Source organism: Rubripirellula obstinata, assembly GCF_001642955.1.
In the GTDB taxonomy this organism is placed as follows: domain Bacteria; phylum Planctomycetota; class Planctomycetia; order Pirellulales; family Pirellulaceae; genus Rubripirellula; species Rubripirellula obstinata.
The window spans coordinates 87545-105597 of the sequence record NZ_LWSK01000002.1 but is presented as its reverse complement, the minus strand read 5'-3'; the positions used below and the strand labels follow the sequence as shown (position 1 = coordinate 105597).

At 54.5% G+C, this 18053-nt stretch carries 12 protein-coding genes; 3 read left to right on the top strand and 9 right to left on the bottom strand.

Annotated elements, in window-relative coordinates; translation table 11 throughout:
- The 3 genes from dapB to thrC all read right to left on the bottom strand — a co-directional run bounded on the left by dapB (position 1) and on the right by thrC (position 6313).
- Positions 1-804: a 4-hydroxy-tetrahydrodipicolinate reductase gene (gene dapB, locus RC85_RS01275; RefSeq protein WP_084422252.1), complete on the bottom strand. Its 804-nt coding sequence runs from the start codon at positions 802-804 to the stop codon at positions 1-3.
- Between the two features lie 45 nt (positions 805-849).
- Positions 850-4188 carry a DEAD/DEAH box helicase gene (locus RC85_RS01270; RefSeq protein ID WP_068258063.1) on the bottom strand — a complete coding sequence of 1113 codons (3339 nt, stop codon included), beginning with the start codon at positions 4186-4188 and terminating at the stop codon, positions 850-852.
- Positions 4189-4885: 697 nt separating this feature from the next.
- Positions 4886-6313: a threonine synthase gene (gene thrC / locus RC85_RS01265; protein ID WP_068258062.1), complete on the bottom strand. Its 1428-nt coding sequence runs from the start codon at positions 6311-6313 to the stop codon at positions 4886-4888.
- A gap of 264 nt (positions 6314-6577) precedes the next feature.
- On the opposite strand from thrC, the gene trpB reads away from it, so the two are divergent.
- From trpB to RC85_RS01250, 3 genes are read left to right on the top strand one after another with little or no spacing between them, the layout of a single operon-like run.
- Positions 6578-7801 carry a tryptophan synthase subunit beta gene (trpB, locus tag RC85_RS01260; protein WP_068258061.1) on the top strand — a complete coding sequence of 408 codons (1224 nt, stop codon included), beginning with the start codon at positions 6578-6580 and terminating at the stop codon, positions 7799-7801.
- Positions 7798-8460, top strand: coding sequence for a Uma2 family endonuclease (locus RC85_RS01255; RefSeq protein ID WP_149752815.1), 663 nt, complete (start codon positions 7798-7800; stop codon positions 8458-8460). The genes trpB and RC85_RS01255 overlap by 4 nt, the downstream gene beginning before the upstream one ends.
- A gap of 2 nt (positions 8461-8462) precedes the next feature.
- A complete protein-coding gene (locus RC85_RS01250) occupies positions 8463-9143 on the top strand; it encodes a metal-dependent hydrolase (RefSeq protein WP_068258059.1) in 681 nt (226 codons plus the stop codon).
- A 458-nt stretch (positions 9144-9601) separates the two neighbouring features.
- On the opposite strand, the gene RC85_RS01245 is transcribed toward RC85_RS01250, so the two are convergent.
- From RC85_RS01245 to pgsB, 6 genes are all read right to left on the bottom strand, one after another.
- On the bottom strand, positions 9602-12751 hold the full coding sequence (locus RC85_RS01245; protein ID WP_084422251.1) for a DUF5060 domain-containing protein: 3150 nt from the start codon (positions 12749-12751) through the stop codon (positions 9602-9604).
- A gap of 140 nt (positions 12752-12891) precedes the next feature.
- Entirely contained in the window at positions 12892-13884 is a 993-nt protein-coding gene (locus RC85_RS01240; protein WP_068258058.1) for a DHH family phosphoesterase, read from the bottom strand.
- Positions 13881-14861, bottom strand: coding sequence for a bifunctional riboflavin kinase/FAD synthetase (locus tag RC85_RS01235; RefSeq protein WP_068258057.1), 981 nt, complete (start codon positions 14859-14861; stop codon positions 13881-13883). Before RC85_RS01235 ends, RC85_RS01240 begins: the two co-directional genes overlap by 4 nt.
- Positions 14862-14960: 99 nt before the next feature.
- A complete protein-coding gene (gene pgsW, locus RC85_RS01230) occupies positions 14961-16118 on the bottom strand; it encodes a poly-gamma-glutamate system protein (protein ID WP_068258056.1) in 1158 nt (385 codons plus the stop codon).
- Positions 16115-16642 carry a poly-gamma-glutamate biosynthesis protein PgsC gene (gene pgsC / locus RC85_RS01225; RefSeq protein ID WP_068258055.1) on the bottom strand — a complete coding sequence of 176 codons (528 nt, stop codon included), beginning with the start codon at positions 16640-16642 and terminating at the stop codon, positions 16115-16117. Before pgsC ends, pgsW begins: the two co-directional genes overlap by 4 nt.
- A gap of 3 nt (positions 16643-16645) precedes the next feature.
- Positions 16646-17953 carry a poly-gamma-glutamate synthase PgsB gene (gene pgsB / locus RC85_RS01220; RefSeq protein ID WP_084422250.1) on the bottom strand — a complete coding sequence of 436 codons (1308 nt, stop codon included), beginning with the start codon at positions 17951-17953 and terminating at the stop codon, positions 16646-16648.
- Between the last annotated feature and the right edge of the window lie 100 nt (positions 17954-18053).

Genomic DNA, 18053 nt, shown 5'->3' with positions numbered 1-18053 from the left:
TTAGAGTCCAAGGACGTCGAACATGTTGTAAAGTCCGGCCGGTTTATCCTGCAGCCACTTTGCTGCCACGATGGCACCGGACGCATAACAATCACGATTGCTGGCGGCGACATTCATTTCGATCCGTTCACCCATCATGCCAAACACGATGGTATGTTCGCCGGGATTATCGCCGACGCGAATCGCGTGGTAACCAATTTCACCACGAGTTCGCTGGCCCGTTTCGCCTTCACGCCCGTGGACATGCTTGACGTCGCCGTCCATCTTTTCGGCGATCAATTCCCCGAACTTGATGGCGGTGCCGCTGGGCGCGTCGGCCTTGAACCGGTGATGACGTTCCAGGATTTCAATGTCCAGCCCACCGGGGACACCTTTTAGTGTTTCAGTGATTTGCTGAGTCAATTTCATGGTCAGATTGACGGCCATCGACATGCTAGGTGCGAAGACGATCGGGATCGACTTGGACGCTTCTTCGAGCGACTGTTTTTGAATCTCAGTCAACCCAGTGGTCGCCATCACAAGCGGAATCTTTGCCGCCACACAGTTTGCGATGCAGCCATCGGCGGCAACCGGCAGCGAGAAGTCGATGACGACGGCAGCGTAATTTGGCCAAGCATCGGTCAGCGAGATATCGAGTGCAGAGATACCGGCGATCAGCCCGGCATCATTGCCGAGCAACCGATTTTCGGAGTGCTCTATTGCCGCAACGATTTCAATGTCGCTGTCCTCGGCCGCCAACGCGACGACCCGCTGTCCCATCCGTCCGGCCGCTCCGTGAACGGCAAGTTGTAGTTGATTGCTCATGGACCAAAGCTTAGCGTCAAGACTGTTGCGACGGGAGAGCCTCGACTATCCCCGCATCATGCGGATGAGATCTTCGTTGGACAATTTCGCTGCCGCTTGAGTGCCCTGCATGACGCCGGCGACCAGGTCACGCTTGGATTCATGCAACGCCAGGATTTCTTCTTCGATCGTACCGCGTGCAACAATTCGATAAACCATCACGGGTTTGTCTTGACCGAAACGGTGGGCCCGATCGGTCGCCTGATCTTCCACCGCCGGATTCCACCACGGATCCATGTGAATGACGTAGTCGGCAGCCGTTAGGTTCAATCCCGTGCCGCCAGCCTTCAACGAGATCAGGAACAAATCGGCGGAACCATTTTGAAATTGATCGACCGCCGTTTGACGCGACTTCGCTGGCGTTGATCCGTCCAGATATTCATAAGTGAATCCGCGTTGGTCCAATGCGTCGCGAATCAGGGCCAAGTGGGAAGTGAACTGGCTGAAGACCAACGCACGATGCCCTTCTTCTTTCAGGTCAGCCAACGTGCTGCAAAGCTGATCCAGCTTGGCGGAAGATTCCTGCCAATTCTTGTTGACCAAACCGGGGTGGCAGGAAATCTGTCGCAGCCGAGTCATCAGAGCCAGAATCTTGAACCGTTGATCTTGAATGTCGGGCATTGATTCGAGTTGTTCAATTTCCCCGATCGCAGCCAATCGCACCTGTTCGTATTCGGCTCGTTCGGCGGCCGACAAATCAACGTAAAGATTCATTTCGGTTCGTGGCGGCAATTCTTTCAGCACTTCGGTTTTGGTTCGACGCAACACGAAAGGTTGAATGCGGGTGGCCAACGATTGCCTTGCCTCATCGTCGTTCTGTTTTTCAATCGGCCCCGCGTAACGGCTGCGAAATTGTTCCCAGCCACCAAAAACGCCCGGCGAAACGATTTGAAACAGAGACCAAAGTTCGCCCAAGTGGTTTTCAACAGGCGTGCCTGTCAGCGCGACCGTCCAATCGGCTTCAATCGATGCGATCGCACGCGACGTTTTGCTGCGACTGTTCTTGATCGCCTGTGCTTCGTCTAACACCAACGTGTTCCAACTCACCGCCGCAAGGGCCTCTGCATCACGCAGTGCCAGGCCGTAACTGCAAACCACTAGCGTGCCCGGGCCAACCGACGCCAGGAAGTCAGCACGATCGGTTTCGCGGTAAAGATGCACGTCCAAGTCGGGCGCAAACCTTTCGGATTCGCGGGCCCAATTGAAACCCACCGACGTTGGCGCGATGACCAATGCGGGGCCGTCCGCGGCGCGGTCGAGCAGCACGGCTAGGGTTTGCAGCGTTTTCCCCAAACCCATGTCGTCCGCCAAAATTCCACCGACGCCCCAAGCTGCTAGGCGGCTCATCCACTTGTAACCATCGACCTGGTAATCTCGCAGATTGGCATCCAGGTTCTTTGGAACCACCGGCTGCAATTTTTCAGCATCGGCTAAACGCTTCAAGCATTTTTCCCACGCCTTGGTCGCCTTGATTTCGATGTCCTCATCCATCAAATCGCGGATTGCCGGCGCGGAGGTCGCGTCTAGCTTCAGCGTTTTTCGATCGGAATGTGTTGCGTCGCGCAGTTGTTTCAAGCGATCGCGTAGTTTGTCATTGATCTTTGCCCAGCCACCGTCGCCCAGGTTGATGAAGTCACCGATGGCTTGGTCAGCGGCGGGTAGATTTCGCAGCAGGTCCGCCAGCGGCATCGATTGGTTGCCAAACTTGCATTCGCCGGTGACGCCAAACCAATTTCGTTTCGATGCAATGTCGACGCGAACGTTTTTGCTGGACAAATTGCCCAACACCTTGACCGGTTTTTCACTGGTCTTGTCCCATAACACTTCAATGTCAAGTTCTTCACTTTGCAATCGTTCGATCACTCTGAGTGCCACTTGGAAATCATCGATCGTCCCATGGAACGTTTGGTTGTCGGCGACTAGTCCAAGTTCAGCGATCAAATCAGATGCCGCTTTGGTTTCATTTTCACCGCTACGGATTCGCTGGACCGGTTTGCCGTTGGCATCTTTTTCAATTTGAACCAGTGGCGGTGAACCCGGCCGTTTTAGTTTTCCTGATTCGGTGCGAACGCGGACGCCGTAATCGAGTTGCCCATCGCTTCGCGAGCGCAGGATCACAACCGGTTTTGCTGTTTCGGCAACGAGCGGTCCGCCGATTGATTGGGGTAACTGAATCGAAACAAAGGGGCGTAGTACTTCCAGTTGCTTGGCAACTTCGGGAAGCTGATCATTCGCAAACGGCGCTGCCGATATCAAAGACCGAATTGCGGAAATCGCATTCTCGCCGGGACAAGAGAACCAAATATGGTGACGGTCCTGGTCAATGACAGCCATCTGCGTGTCGTCAAAAAAAACTCTCTGAGTTTGTTGCCCATCCGATTCATCCGCCGAACGCGCGAGCGTAAAAGCCATCAAGTTTTCGTCTTTTTGGCCGATCGTGATGACCGGAGTTCGACTGGCGATGGTGCATTGCGAGTCGTTGAATGTCACATTGTCTTGGCCGACCAGTTCGGCAATCGCCGCAAGCGGTGACAGATGATATGTACCACCGTGTCGGTAATAGTCTTGGATTAATTCAATCTGTTCGACCACTTTTTGGTCAACCTCGGAAAATGGCAGAGTGCGGTCGGTTACCAACTTTTCAAGCCGGATTTTCCGGCCTTTGGTAAAGCCCGTGCCACGTTTCTTTTGTTGTTGCAGCATCCCTTCGACGGACAAACCTTCAGCATCACAACTGATGGCCCAACAAATCCGTTGCTTGGCCGTTTCAGCGATGGGTGGCAGCGATTCATCGAGCTGGTCCACCGTCGCAGTCTTCGGTAAAACGCTGATCAGGTTATTGATGTCACGAAACACTCGCTTGGAATAATCAATCTGAAAGAGCGAGCGGTCGGGATTGCCTTTGGTAAATTTTGCTTTCTCAATTTGAGTGCGCAGTTTCGAACGGCGACCATCAAGCTGATCGTCTAGGTAGTCCACGAAGCCAATGGAATGGTGACAGAGATTGTCGCCGGAGATTTCACAGAGGGTGCATCCGAACTGCGGACCAACAATTTTGCTGTCTTTGAATCGAACAAAAACGTTGCCGCTACCGTTGCCGTATTCTTGGACGGTCCCATGAATTTCTTTGTCAGCGTAAACGTTGGTGACGGTGTACCGCGTCAACTCCCGTAGCATCTGCCAATCTTCCACCAAGCTGTCCGGCAACATGTGCAACAATTCGTTGATATCATCGCCCCACTGTTCGACAAGTGGCTGGCTGCTGTATTCATCCAGCATGTCAGGATCTTCATCAACCATTCTCAGCATGCGGCTAAGCTGCGACATGTGACTTTCAAATACCATCAGTTTCTTGTCCGTAGAGCGAGACAGCGTGTTTCCTGATGCAGAGTTTATCGCTTTACCAAAAAAGAGAGTAGTCCATTGTGAATGCGCGCTGAAGCTCGACGCGTTCGAGAACGTCCGGCTTAGAAACGCCATGGAGGTTCACATACCAGCCAATCTAGCCGCGGAGCGGCGACAACCAACGCCGTGAAGGGTTTCTAAATTGTTTAACCGCGTGGGCATCGCCCCGCGCGTCCATGCGGGGCGAACCGCGCGGGGCGATGCCCACGCGGTTAAACAAAGCAATGGGTTTTTCCGGGACCAAAACTCTTCACGGCGTTGGGTGACAGCCCTTTGCCGAATGCGTCACGGTTCGTCGATTAATTCATAGTCGCCTTTCGCTCTGCGAAAGATGCGTCCACAAACGCTGCTTTTGCGGAGCAAAAGGCGACTATAAATTTGGATCTATGATTTAATCGACAGGCCGGTCAGCACCCGGAACATGCTGCCCCCATCTTTGTCTCCGCCTCGATCGATCGGCGGCTTCGCCGCCGATCGATCGAGGCGGAGAGTTTTTTTTGCGTTGTTTCCGGGTGCTCCGCACCCGGCACCGTGCTTTCGTCCCTTCGGGACTAACAAAGCCTAGCCGTCGGAATGCTTAGAATCTAAGGCGGGCGTGCGCGTTCGCGGCCCGGACCATGTCAACGCAACCACAACGCTACGAATACAACTGGATCGCTTTGATGATGTCGTCGAGTTCGTTGGGAACCGCGACGGCTCGGTTGGCGTAGCTGGCTTTGGTGACGCCTCGACTGCCTAGCGTTTTGTTGAACACGTCTTGGTCGGACGTGTGATAGGCGACGGTGGCCGACGGGTCTTTCAGCTCGTGTCCCGTCAGAACGCAAACGACTCGATCGCTTGGTGCGATCACGCCTTCGCGGCGCAGCAACTTGGCACCAGCAACGCTGGCCGCCGATGCTGGTTCACAACCAAACCCGCCTTCGCCGATTTTGGCTTTGGCATCCAAGATGTCTTGGTCGGGAACTTGGCGGACAACGCCGTCCATGAAGTCGAGTGCTCGCAAGCACTTCTTTAAGTTCACGGGACGATTGATTTCGATGGCCGATGCAATCGTGTCGGCGCGAATGTGTTCACGATCCATCTTGTCGTTGTAGTCAACGATCGGATCCATCACCACGCGGCCTGCGTTCCAACGAACGCCGCGACGTTCGTACAGTTCATACAACGTATCAGCACCGCCCGCGTTGATGACGGCAAGCCGCGGCACTTTGTCGATCAATCCGTGTTGTTTCAGTTCCATGAACGCCTTGGCGAACGCACTGCTGTTTCCAAGATTTCCGCCCGGCACGACGATCCAATCCGGAATCTCCCAACCGAGTGATTCCAGCACGCGGAACATGATCGTCTTTTGCCCTTCCAAGCGAAAAGGGTTGACGCTGTTGACCAGGTAAATGCCAAGCTCACTTGCGACTTCACGAACACGCAACATTGCGTCGTCAAAATCGCCTGCGATCTGAACGGTCAGGGCACCGTAGTCGAGTGCTTGTGAGAGTTTGCCGTAGCTGATCTTTCCGCTGCCGATGAAGATGACCGCTTTCATCAATCGGGTCGCGCTGCAGTAAAGCGCCAAGCTGGCCGACGTGTTTCCCGTCGATGCACAGGCGGCTCGTTTGGCACCCATCATGCTGGCGTGCGTCACTGCGGCGCACATGCCGTTGTCTTTGAAACTGCCCGACGGATTCATGCCTTCGTATTGCAGGTGCAGTTGGCCGTGATTCATGCCGACGTAATCGCCAACGCGGTCGGTTTGTTGCAGCAGCGTTTGGCCTTCGCCGACGGTTACCAATTTGTCTTGCGGGGCGAACGGCAACAGTTCGTGAAACCGCCAGACGCCGGAAAACCGAACCGGGTTGGTTCGCTCGGACCAGAATTGCTCGAAATCGCTCAGTTTATTCGGTACCGCGGCGCGGTCCCAATCGTAGGCGATATCCAGCAGGTCGCCGCACTTGTCGCAGCTAGTGCGAATCGTGTTGGCGTCGTAGGTCGCCTTGCAGTCTGCATTGATGCACTGCTGGAAGGCGAGATCGGTTTGCTGGGCGTTGTGAGCTTGAGCGGTCTGCAACATGTCAATTTTCGCGGTGATATGCCTGAATCGGTGAGCCTACAAGATTAGATCGGCAAGTCGGTCTTGTCGCTAGATTCTGGTCCGATGATTCGAGGAAAATGTAACGATCGGCACAAATTTGAGGACAAAATTGGCTGTCAGGGGCACGGATTGGCGGTCAAAATTCGATTCCGTTGACCTAAGTTGGCCTTGGGAAGACAATTGCGGTAACAGGAATTCAAGTTGACGACTCCCTTTCCACCTTTCCAGCGCTGAACTGACTGCATGAGCACCGCACCCCTTACCGACCGAGCTTCGGCTCTGGTGCCCGATTTAAACGGACGATTTGGCGATTTCGGCGGGCGATTTGTGCCTGAAACGCTGACCAAAGCCCTGGATCAATTGTCGTCTGAGTACGAATTGGCCAAAAAAGATCCGTCGTTTCAGGCTGAATTAGACGAGTTGTTGCGGACCTTCGTCGGGCGAGCCAACCCGCTCTATCACGCGAAACGGCTGTCCGGCGAAGTCGGTGGAGCCCAAATCTGGTTCAAACGCGAAGATCTGAACCACACCGGTGCTCACAAGATCAACAATACGCTCGGCCAGGCTCTGCTGACCCTGCGGATGGGCAAGACGCGTGTAATTGCGGAAACCGGAGCCGGCCAGCACGGCGTGGCGTCCGCGACGGCTTGTGCCCACTTTGGTTTGCCTTGCACGGTTTACATGGGGGCTGAAGACATTCGCCGCCAGAAACCCAACGTGTTCAGCATGAAATTGATGGGAGCCGAAATTTGCAGCGTCGAAAGTGGATCAAAGACTCTGCGCGACGCGGTCAACGAAGCGATGCGAGATTGGATGTCGTCAGTCGAAGACACCCACTACATCATCGGCAGCGTGATCGGGCCTCACCCGTTCCCAATGATGGTCCGAGATTTCCAGGCGGTGATCGGTCGCGAAACCAAACAGCAATCGATCGAGTCGTTCGATCGGCTGCCCGATTGTGTGGTGGCATGTGTCGGCGGTGGTTCCAATGCGGCTGGCATGTTCTTTCCGTTTGTTGAAGACGAAGGCGTCCGACTGGTCGGTGTCGAAGCGGGCGGTCGGGGGGCGGGCGCAGGTGACCATGCGTCGCCGCTAACGTTCGGTAGCCCCGGAGTGCTGCACGGAAGTTACAGCTACGTGATGCAGGACGATGACGGTCAAACTTGCGACGTCCATTCGATGAGTGCTGGACTGGACTATCCCGGCGTTGGTCCTGAACACAGCTACTGGAAAGACACCGGGCGAGTCGATTACTTTGAATGCGGGGACGACGCGGCGATGAACGCGTTTGATCGTCTAGCCAAAACTGAAGGCATCATCGCGGCCCTGGAAACGTCGCACGCGATCGCGAAGGCAATCGACATCGCTGCCGAAATGTCGTCCGATCAGCATCTGGTCGTTTGTTTGTCTGGTCGTGGGGACAAAGACGCAATGGAAATCGCTAGGCTTCGAGGAGAAGATTGGTGATTCGAAAACTCCCGCCTTCCAAAGACGCAATCGAACTGATTGATCATGCCGTGGTGCTAGATCAATCGGTGCTATCGTCGTTGTTACAAGAACGCGCGAAGTCGGGTCAGGATCGCTTTGATGAGGTTTGGGAAGGAACTTATATGATGGCTCCGGCACCAAACAACGAACACCAACGTATTGGCACCAAATTGGCACGTTACTTGGACCAACTGATCGGTGATTCCGATCGCGGCAGCGTGATGACGACGGTCAATGTGTCCGATCGCGACGAGGGCTGGGACAAAAACTATCGGATTCCCGATGTGGCAGTCTTCCTGGCCAATGGTAAGGCAGTCGACTGTGGGGCCTACTGGCGGGGCGGTCCGGATCTGGCAATCGAAATCGTTAGCGAGGGTGATCGCAGTCGAGATAAACTAGATTTTTACGCCGAAGTTGGCACAAGAGAATTGCTGGTGATTGATCGAGATCCGTGGCGGCTGGAATTGTATTCACTTTCAAACGGTGGAATGCAATCCTTGGGACTGACAGAAGTCGATGGTGCGGAAGCAATTTCGACTTCGATCGACGTCGGTTTTTCACTCAAGAAAGATCCATTGAACGATCGCCCAGCGATTCAAATTTCTGATAAACAATCGACGAGTGTTTGGACTTTTTAGAAATGGTAAAATTGACTTGGCTCTCCCACGCATCGTGGATCATTGAAACGAACCAGCACCGTGTGTTGCTGGATCCGTTTTTTACCGACAATCCAGCGGCGAAAGTTTCAGCGGATGATTTTCGCGACAACGTTTCGCACATCTTGGTTTCGCATGGTCACTTTGATCATGTTGCCGATGTCGAAACGATCGCGAGGCGTTGCGGATCAAACGTGGTTGCGAATTTTGAGGTCGCAAGTTGGTTTGGTGAAAAAGGAATCGAGAGCACGACGCCGATGAACTTTGGCGGGCAAGTCGATCTGCCGTTTGGCAAAGTCAAAATGGTGCCAGCGGTCCACAGCAGTGGCATGCCCGACGGTAAAGACGGTGGAAACCCTGCTGGCTTTATCCTGACAATCGATGGCAAGCGAATTTACTTTGCCTGCGATACGGCGTACTTCGGCGACATGAAATTTTACGCTGCAGGCGTTGACGTCGCGGTGTTGCCCATCGGTGACCAGTTCACCATGGGCGTCGATGATTCGATCGAGGTCGTCAAGCTGATCGAGCCCAAGATGGTGCTGCCGACACACTACGGAACTTGGCCACCGATCGAACAGGATGCAAATGCCTGGGCAAATCGCGTGAAAGAAACGGGCAGCGATGCAAAGGTGTTGGCGGTCGGCGAGAGCTACGAGATCTAGCACGTGGCGCAAGCGAGAGCGTCGGCTTAGGAACTGTCACGAAACAAGTTCCGTATTTAGCGAAGTCTTTCGTAGCTGGTCCCGCCAGGGTTCAGTCGGGTACAGGTAGTGATGGACTGAACAGGTACTGAACCCTGACGGGCCCAGCAACGGGAAAACCGAGCCAGAGAATTGATGTGGGGCAGCCATCCGGGTGCTCGCGCACCCGGCAGGGAGCTGTCGGCCCTCCGGGCCTTTTCGGTTTTAGTTGTATTAACCGGTGGCTTCGCCACCGGCATTGGGCTTTCGGCCCTCCGGGCCTGGTATGACTCTCAGCCACGAAGTGGCGGCAGCCCCGTGCCGGTGGCGCAGCCACCGGTTTCTCGAAACCAAAACCGACTAGGCCCAGCGGGCCGACAGCAATCGCCCCTTAGCCAAAGCTGTTCACGGCGCCAGGTCAGCACCCGGATTTTGTAGCCCTAATCCACCACCACGATCCAGTCTTGGTTGGTATCTGAAGGTGCTTTTCCTAAGTCAACAACACTGCCGCCTTGAACGCTTGCGATCGATCCGGACTGCATCGGTCCGCCGTCGCGCGGGTTGAACCAACGCACGGAGTAATCTCCGCTGGCCTCGCTTAAATCAAGCTCAGTGGTTCCACCTTCGGATAGATAGACCACGTAGGATTCACCGGGCTTGGCAAGGCAGTACTTGGAATTGCCGTGGTTCGGATTACCCACCAACGCATCTTGATTCGACATTTCCCAGAACGGGATTTTGTTGTCATGGAAAAAGCTGATCGCGATTCGGCAATAATCCCAACTCTGATCGCGGCTACGCCAATCCTCGCAAATCAAATCGTTCTCGACGAATTGATATCCGAAGTAGTATTCCACACCGGCACCGCCTCCCATCAACGTTCCCCACAGGGTCTGCTTGCGAACTTCGTGTTGGGTGTAAGCCATCTTGCCGGTTTTGTCGCGGCCGTCGAATCCGCGATAGCCAAGATCGGGACTTTGGCCATGAGCCGCGGTGCCTGATTCGTCAAAGGCCACGATCCAAGGCTTACCAGCCGCCGCGGATAACTGAACCCATTTGACCGTTTGACGGTGCGTGTCTTTGATCGCGCTGTTCTGCAACGACAACCCGGTCAACTTTGACTTGTCACCGAGCAGCGGTCGGTACACCTTGTCCTGTTGATTGGGGTACGTATGCGTCACGCGATTGTGACCATAGGCATCCAGGCTGGCGATGTAATCAAGCATCGCTTTGATCTGCGGGATCGACTGAGTGTTCTCTTCGCTGATGTTCCAGTTCAATGCCAAGTTATGGGCGTAGCGAGCGATCAATTCGCGGCAATACAGTTTGCGTTGGACACCCAAGTTTCCACCGTCGAGCGATTCAGGAATGTCGTCGTCGTTCTCGGTTTCTTGCATTTTGAAATGCAGGTACATGCCCTTGGCGGTACCGTGATCGAAGACGACGCCCCACTGATCCAGCTTGCTGCAATCGTAATGCAGTTTGTCGTCACGATGAATGAACGGCCACACGTTGTCGCCATCACCGCCAGCGTTGTAGGTCAAAAACGAAAACGCGTTGCATCCTTTGCCGGACAGATAATTGATCGCACCGATCAGCCCCTTGCCCTTACCGTTCTTCCATGTGGGGTCGCCTGATTGCCAGTCACCAACATGTGGCGTCCATGTCTTCAGCGGAACCTTTTTTGGCTTTCCAGCAATCGTGTTGTCGAAATCCGCGTAGCCCAGCATCGTTTCCGGCGCGTCCGCGCCGACTTTCAAGAAGTACTGTTTGCTGCCAGCGAATTGCAGGTAACGCTTGCCAACGATTTGCAATCGACCGCGAGCACGAAGGTCGGTGCCTTGCTTGTCGCTTTGATCGATTGACACTTGCCCCTGTTGAGCGTCAAAAGGGGCAACGGCATCCCCGTCGTTTTCCAAGCTGAGTGCCGCAAGCGGACCTCGCCGAAACGAAACGGTGTAGGACCATTGGCCAGTGCGGTCCGGTGCAAAATGGGCCCGCCATGCGGTCCCCGAATCCGCGGAGGATTCGCCCGCATTGCCATCGGCCGCAAAGTATCCGGGGACCGTGTACGTGGTGCCATCGGAGTGTTTCCATGTGACCGACATGCAAAGATCCGTGTAGGGATTCGGTGCGTTGTCTTGTTCGTGAGCGTAAGGTCCATCCATCGTCAGCGTCACTTTATGCCACTGCTTGGTTTCACCTGATATCTCGATGGAACCATCTCCATCGGGCTGACGAGGCAAAATCAAAGGCAACTTGCTGACAGGTTTGGTTGGGCTGGATGGCTTAGCCGAAACCGCCTTGGCTGGCTTTGGCTTTTGCCGCTTCAAGAATGGTTGTGCGGCCTTTCTTGTTGCATCGTCAGCGGGTTTAAACTTCACGGCTACCCAACGAGCACGGCTGTATTCCAAGCCGTCGCTCGAGCCGATGTTTGCCGTCACGCCAAGGATCGCTCCATCGGTGATTGGGACAGCTTTCCATGTCTTACGAAACTTTGGTGCGTCTTCAAACATTTCCTTACTAAGCGGACATTTGAAATCGCCAACCAAATCATCATCAAGTTCAAGCTTGAAAGTGGACTGACCATCGTTTTCGCCAATCGCTTGCAAGGTGATGTCATACTTACCAGTAGGGTAGGGGAACGTGATGGTTACCTTGCCCTGTTTCCTTTGGTTAGGATTGACCGCCAACCATTTGCCCTGATCAAGATAGAAACCAGTGCCAGCAAGATCAAAGTCACGAGCACCAATCGTCAGCGTGCCTTTCGTCAGCGTGCCATTGTTGCCAGCGGATTGACCATGCGTAGATGCAACAGGTTTCAAACTTTGCTTAGCCTGCCTTGCCGGGGCATCGACCATCGGGAAAGCCGCTGGCATGGTTCCCGAATGAACCTTGGAAACAGGTCCAACACCATTGGGCAGAGCAAAGTTACGGTCGGTTGTCATCAACCATTTATCAAACTCGAAGCCGTCTTCTCGCATCGAGAATGAAATCGTGTGTTGGCCGGCATCTTTAATTTCTAGAAAGATCTTATGAGGCTCGCCGCAATGGACTTCTTTGGTTCGCTGTTTGCTTTCCCATCGCCAACTGTTCTTACCAACACACCACTGTAGACGTTGACCGCTTTCGGGCCACTGACCATCCAGCCCCACGTGAAGACCGTTATCTTCGCCGCCGGTGGAATGAGCGCGAACCCAAACGTAGTACTTGCCAGGCGTTTGAAAGTTAACCTTGTAATGAAGGATCGCCAACTTCCCTGGCTGATCAGAGAAATTTGTTCCCCGAATCAACTCGTCGTCATGCGTGACGCGGGTGTCAGGCAAAATCTCCAGATACGCTCCGCCGCTAGCGCCACCAACATGCGATGGATCAGGGTCAGGTTTGATGCCAGGCTTAACCGTGGAACTGGTCAAATGAAAAGAACGCTTTTCAGTGTGCGTCTGGTCGAAAAAGTGTTCCGCTTCGACAGCAACGATGCCGCCTTCTTCTTGAAAGACAACATCGCTGGCGATAGCAGTCTTCTCAAACGAGAAGCAATAAACGCATGCGAAACACAAGAATGAAAGCTGAGACAAGAAACGCTTCATGGAGGGATTCTCTTAAAGGGAACAGAAAAGGCTTCAGAGCCGCCGGCACTAATGCACTCCCATAGCCTAATAGATCCCACGTACGATTGTTTGATTGCTGAATTAGTTTCTATGAACAAATTGTCAACGCAAGATTCTATCTACTGGAGTCCTTTTTCCATCGCTTCGCGAACGACCGGCAGCACTCGTTCTTTTGCTTCGGCCAGGGTTCCTTCGACGAAGGCACCGGCGGCAGCTTTGTGACCGCCGCCACCAAAATTTCTAGCGACTTCGTTGCAATCCATGCCGCACCGGCTGCGGAAACTCATCTTGAATCCGCCGCGAATTTGTCCGACAAAAATTACCGCTCCCTGGGCACCTTCGACGGCCAGCGTCAAGTTGATCGCGTCTTCGGTATCGTTGGGCAGCGCGCCGGTCGCCTCGAAATCTTGCTTTTCGACCCAGGTGTACATCAACGCCCCGTCCAGTTCGGTTTGCGTTCTAGAAAGCGCCAAGCCGCGTAGCCGCAAACGACCGATCGTGTCGCGTTCGTAAAGGTCACCATAAACTTCCGCTGGCACCACGCCGACGTCGATCAATCGAGCGATCACGCGATAGGTTTCAGAGGTGACGCTTGGGAACCGAAACCAACCGGTGTCGGTTGCGATTGCTGCGAACAGCGGCATCGCCATGGTTCGCGTCAGTGGAACACCCAACGCATCGGCCGCCTGCACGACTAATTGGCCGGTCGCTTCGGCCTGATAATCTTTGTACATCGTGGCACCCAAATCATCTTCACCAACGTGATGATCCAGCACGATCTTGTCACAACTGGCGACGCGGATCACGTCGCCCATGTCTCCCAATTGTGCCCAGGCGCTGGTGTCCAGAATCATGATGCAGTTGGTTGAAATGTCTTCGGCTTCGACGTGATCCCCCAGCACTTCAATGTTGCCGGCGGGGTCCAGGAAATTCAGCGCAGCGGGTGTGCGATGCGCGTTGATGATTCGCACTTTCTTTCCCACCGCTCGCAGGACTTCGGCCATTCCAAGTTCGCTGCCAAGAGCGTCACAATCAGGCCGGATGTGGCTGACCAGAACGAAGGATTCGTAATGGCTGATCTGATTGATGAATGCTTTCCAATTGACGCTCATCGGCGTTTGCCTTTCGGTAGGTTTAGATCACGGACGCTCTGAACGTCTTTTTCGAGCTGCATCTTCAGATCATCCGACGAATCAAAACGCTGAATGTCACGCAAACGATCGACGAATTCAACTCGCAAGTGTTGATCGTAAAGGCCGCCATCATAGTCGATCAGGTGGACCTCAACCTTGACGGCCCCATCATCGTCAAACGTTGGGTTAGGCCCGATGTGAATCGCTGCGGCATACCGGTAATCGTTTTCGCCAGGCAGCCACGCCAGACCTGCGTACACACCCGGCTTGGGCACCAACGCATCAATGTTTTCCAAGTTAGCGGTGGGGAAACCAATTTTGCGACCGCGTTGGGCACCCTTGGAAACGATCCCCGTGATCAGATGTCGATGCCCGCAAAGCAACGCGGCTTCGGCGACATCACCGCTGGCAATGCAACTGCGAATCATGCTGCTGCTGACCATGCGATCGCCGTCTAACTCTGGATTAACAATCTCGATTTCGCGTTTCGATTGCTGGGCCATCTTGCGAAGCACTTCGACATCGCCGCCTCGGTCTTTACCAAAAAAGAAATTAGGGCCTTCGACGATTCCTTTGGCGTCCAATTGGTCACAAACCAGGCTTTGAAAGAACTCGGCAGCGGATAGGTTCAGCAGGTCCGGCGTGGTCTCACAAACCACCAAGGCATCCATGCCGATCTGCGACATTCGCTCGGCACGCACGGCAATCGATGTCAATCGAGTCGGTGCCAATTCGGGGCGAAGCAACTTCACCGGATGCGGATCAAACGTGACGGCGATAGCGGGACCGCCCACGCGATCAGCCATCCGGCGGACTCGACTGAGCAATGCCGCGTGCCCGCGATGCACACCGTCGAAGTTTCCGATCGAAATCGCGCCACCACGGAACTCTTCGGGCAAGCTGGATCCGCCGGTCCCATTCGACACAAGATCAGAGATGGAAACGATAGGTGTCACGAAGTCGCAGCGAACGAGAACAGGAAATCAGTGGGGGGAAATCAACGGGGCAGGGGAGGGCAGGATAACAATTATCCCCTCCCTAGGTAAGCGTTGGACTTAAACCATCCACTGCGGCTTTTCGTTCTTCTCGCTCCACGATCGACTTCGCTGAAGCAGATTCGTGAATGCAGGCGGTGGCTTTACCGCAAACCAAGTCGTTACCAAGATCATCACGATGCCCAGCAGGGCCAGCCAACGCCGGTAGGCGGCCGATTCGTAGACGGTGCCTTCGCCCACAATGGGTGGCGTGGCACCCGCGATCACCAATTGATATCGCTTCGCCATTGAAACCGAATGAACCATATTGATCAGCGGAACATCCCGCTTTAGAAACCGCGTCGCCACGCAGTCCACTTCTTCATCCATCGTCTGAAGCACGTCAGGCAAAATCAAACCGCTGCCCCACAAGTCGTTGCCCTCGGTACCACCGACCGATGCGGCTCCGCCACCAACATTGATATAGGCCTTGATCGTTTCGTTTTCAGCCGATCGAAAGAAGGCTTCCATTCGCTTGTCGACCGATTCCTCCAGCGTTTCACAGCGTAGCAACCTAGCTTTGTTGCGAGCGATTGAATCGTACAACAACTTCTGCGTGTCCTCGCTCATCCCGGCGGCGGCATCGCGAAATCCACCGGGCGATGTCAACAAGCTGCGTTGATTGATCATGCCTTCGTCGTACAGAATTTTTTCCATGTCGGGCCACATCATGCCCGGATCATTCGCACCAAACTGGCTTGACGCGGCACTGCTGACAATCAACGGCCGCAGGTCCAAGCTTTCGCAAGCTTGCAGTACCGAAATGTTCAGCGCTGGGAAGCTGCCCGTCATTCCAATCGCGACACAATCGCCGCGTTGGATCCCTGCATCTAAAAGCAACCGTACCGTCACGGCTGCAAAGTTTGGATTGATCGACGTTAGCTTGGCGTCCAAGTGCCCCGGCAAGGTAGTCACCAACGACATCGACGGGCCCAGCATTCCCGTTTCGTTGGGATCTTGGCTACGCAACATCTGTTGCCCCAAATCGACTCGCCGGCATGCGATTGCGTCAAAGGCGGCTTCGGTGCGATAGGACGCTTCGAGCATGCGTTCGCGTTCCCACTCCGACGTGCGGACTGGCCATTGGCGAAGCATCAGCAGTGCCACCAACGTGATTGCCGCGATCCAAATCAACGCGCGGCTGGATACGTTTTGCGTTCGGTAATAAAGTGATTTCATTTCAGGAACTCGAGCCCCAAAACGACGAGCGTTAAATGCACCAAACCTGATGCGGCGAATAACGGCGAAAGCGTTTGAAGCAGACTGGTGCGATCAATCCACAACGCAATCAATCCCGGAATCACGAAACCGATCACGCTAACGCTGGCGTCCGCAACATCGATACTTGATCCCGCGGATTGAAGCAAACTAGAAGTTGTATCAGAGATGGTCGGGTCGTTGGCGATTGAGTAGCTGGTGTACCAAAGAAAAGCTTGACGAAGTGACTCGCCGATCGCAAAGCCAATCAGCATTGTCAAAACGACTCGCCGACGACCGAAAACGATCGCATGTTTACTGACAAATCGAACGACCACAAAAGTCAGAATTGCCGCAGCGATGGTGGCAACCACGGTTCCGGGCCGATCAAAATGAAGAGCCAAGTATCCTGGCACGATCATCCCGCCCACACTCAAACCGAACGCTTCGGTAAACAGCAGGCTAACGATCAGGCCTAAGCCAATCGAAACGGCGACCCATTCCATCGCTTAAGATGCTCCCGCCACGCTAGCGCGTCCCGATGCTGCTTCTTGCTGAGCAATTGCAACACGCTGGGGAATCCAATTGCTGTGTTCTTCAAAGAACTGATCCAGTGCAAAGCCACCGTTCTTGACGTTACCAATTCCCATCACCATCACACCTGGTTCGCAAAGTGCGTCGTCACAGGCAATCACTTCGGCAACTTGCTCAGGCGATTCGACTTCGCCCAAACATACGAGTTTAGACGGATCAACGCCGCTCTTCTTTGCCGCTCGCATGAAAAGTTCTGTACCGGTTCCGATGACAACCACTTGATCAGCAGCAGACCATTTTCCGATCGCAGCTCCCATGATTTCCGATCGATCGGGGCGATCTTCGCGACAGTTCATCACCATCACTCGGCGATCCGAATCGGGGAACCGGTTGAACGCGGTTTCCCAAAGCTGTTCCGTTGACTCGGGGTCGTTGGCGGCGAAACCGTTGACAAAGTGGAACACCGATGGCTCGGTTGGTTGGCCTGAATCGAACGAGGGCATCGCTTGAACATCGGTGGTGTGTACTTTCATCGCACCCGGATCAGGCGTGGCAGCCCACATGCCGCGAAGGGCTTCTTCGCGACCAACGCCGATCGATTCGCAAACTCGCAGCGCCAGTGCAACGTTCTCGGCATGTTCCAGATAGCTGAACTGCGCGAGTTCTTCTTCGGTGATTTTGGCGCTGTCGTTTTGAGTGATGATCTGCATTTCGCTGCCGCGGTCTTGGGCGGCGTGCTGCATGACTTGCAATGAATCCAGTCGTGATTCGGCGGTGAACAGTGTGCCGGCAACGGGCGTTGTGCCCGAAAGCGCCTTGGCGACGTGCAAGCGGTCTGGGCCCATCACATCCAAGTGATCTGCACGAGCGTTGGTGATCACGCCGTGGGTGGATCGAACCAATTGAAGTTCGCAGGTCGATTGCAACAACGGTTGCAACGCCATGCACTCAATCACCAACGCTTCGGCCTTGGCCTTGGCAGCAGCACGAACGACTCGTTTTTGTTCGATCACGTTGGCACGAGCCGGTCGGAAGATCGGCAGTTCTTCGCCGTTGGGGAAAATCATTCGCGCCAGGGTACCGGTCGTCTTGGCACAAGTACGAATTCCGCCGCCACGCAAACCTGCAGCGATCAAACGGGCGACCGAGGACTTACCGCGAGTTCCGTTCACGTGAACGCGGATTGGGATTCCATTAAGTCGCCGCCTGTACAACCAAGCTTCGACAAGAAACGCGACGGTGGTGACGGTAGCCAATGTTGCGAGAGCACACAAACAATTCACGAAGCCAAACCTTTGAAAGACGGCAAAACAGATGAGTGAAACAAGCGACCGGGCACGCTGGCGAAAGTGGTTCTGTACCGATTCGTAGGAAGCGGAAAGA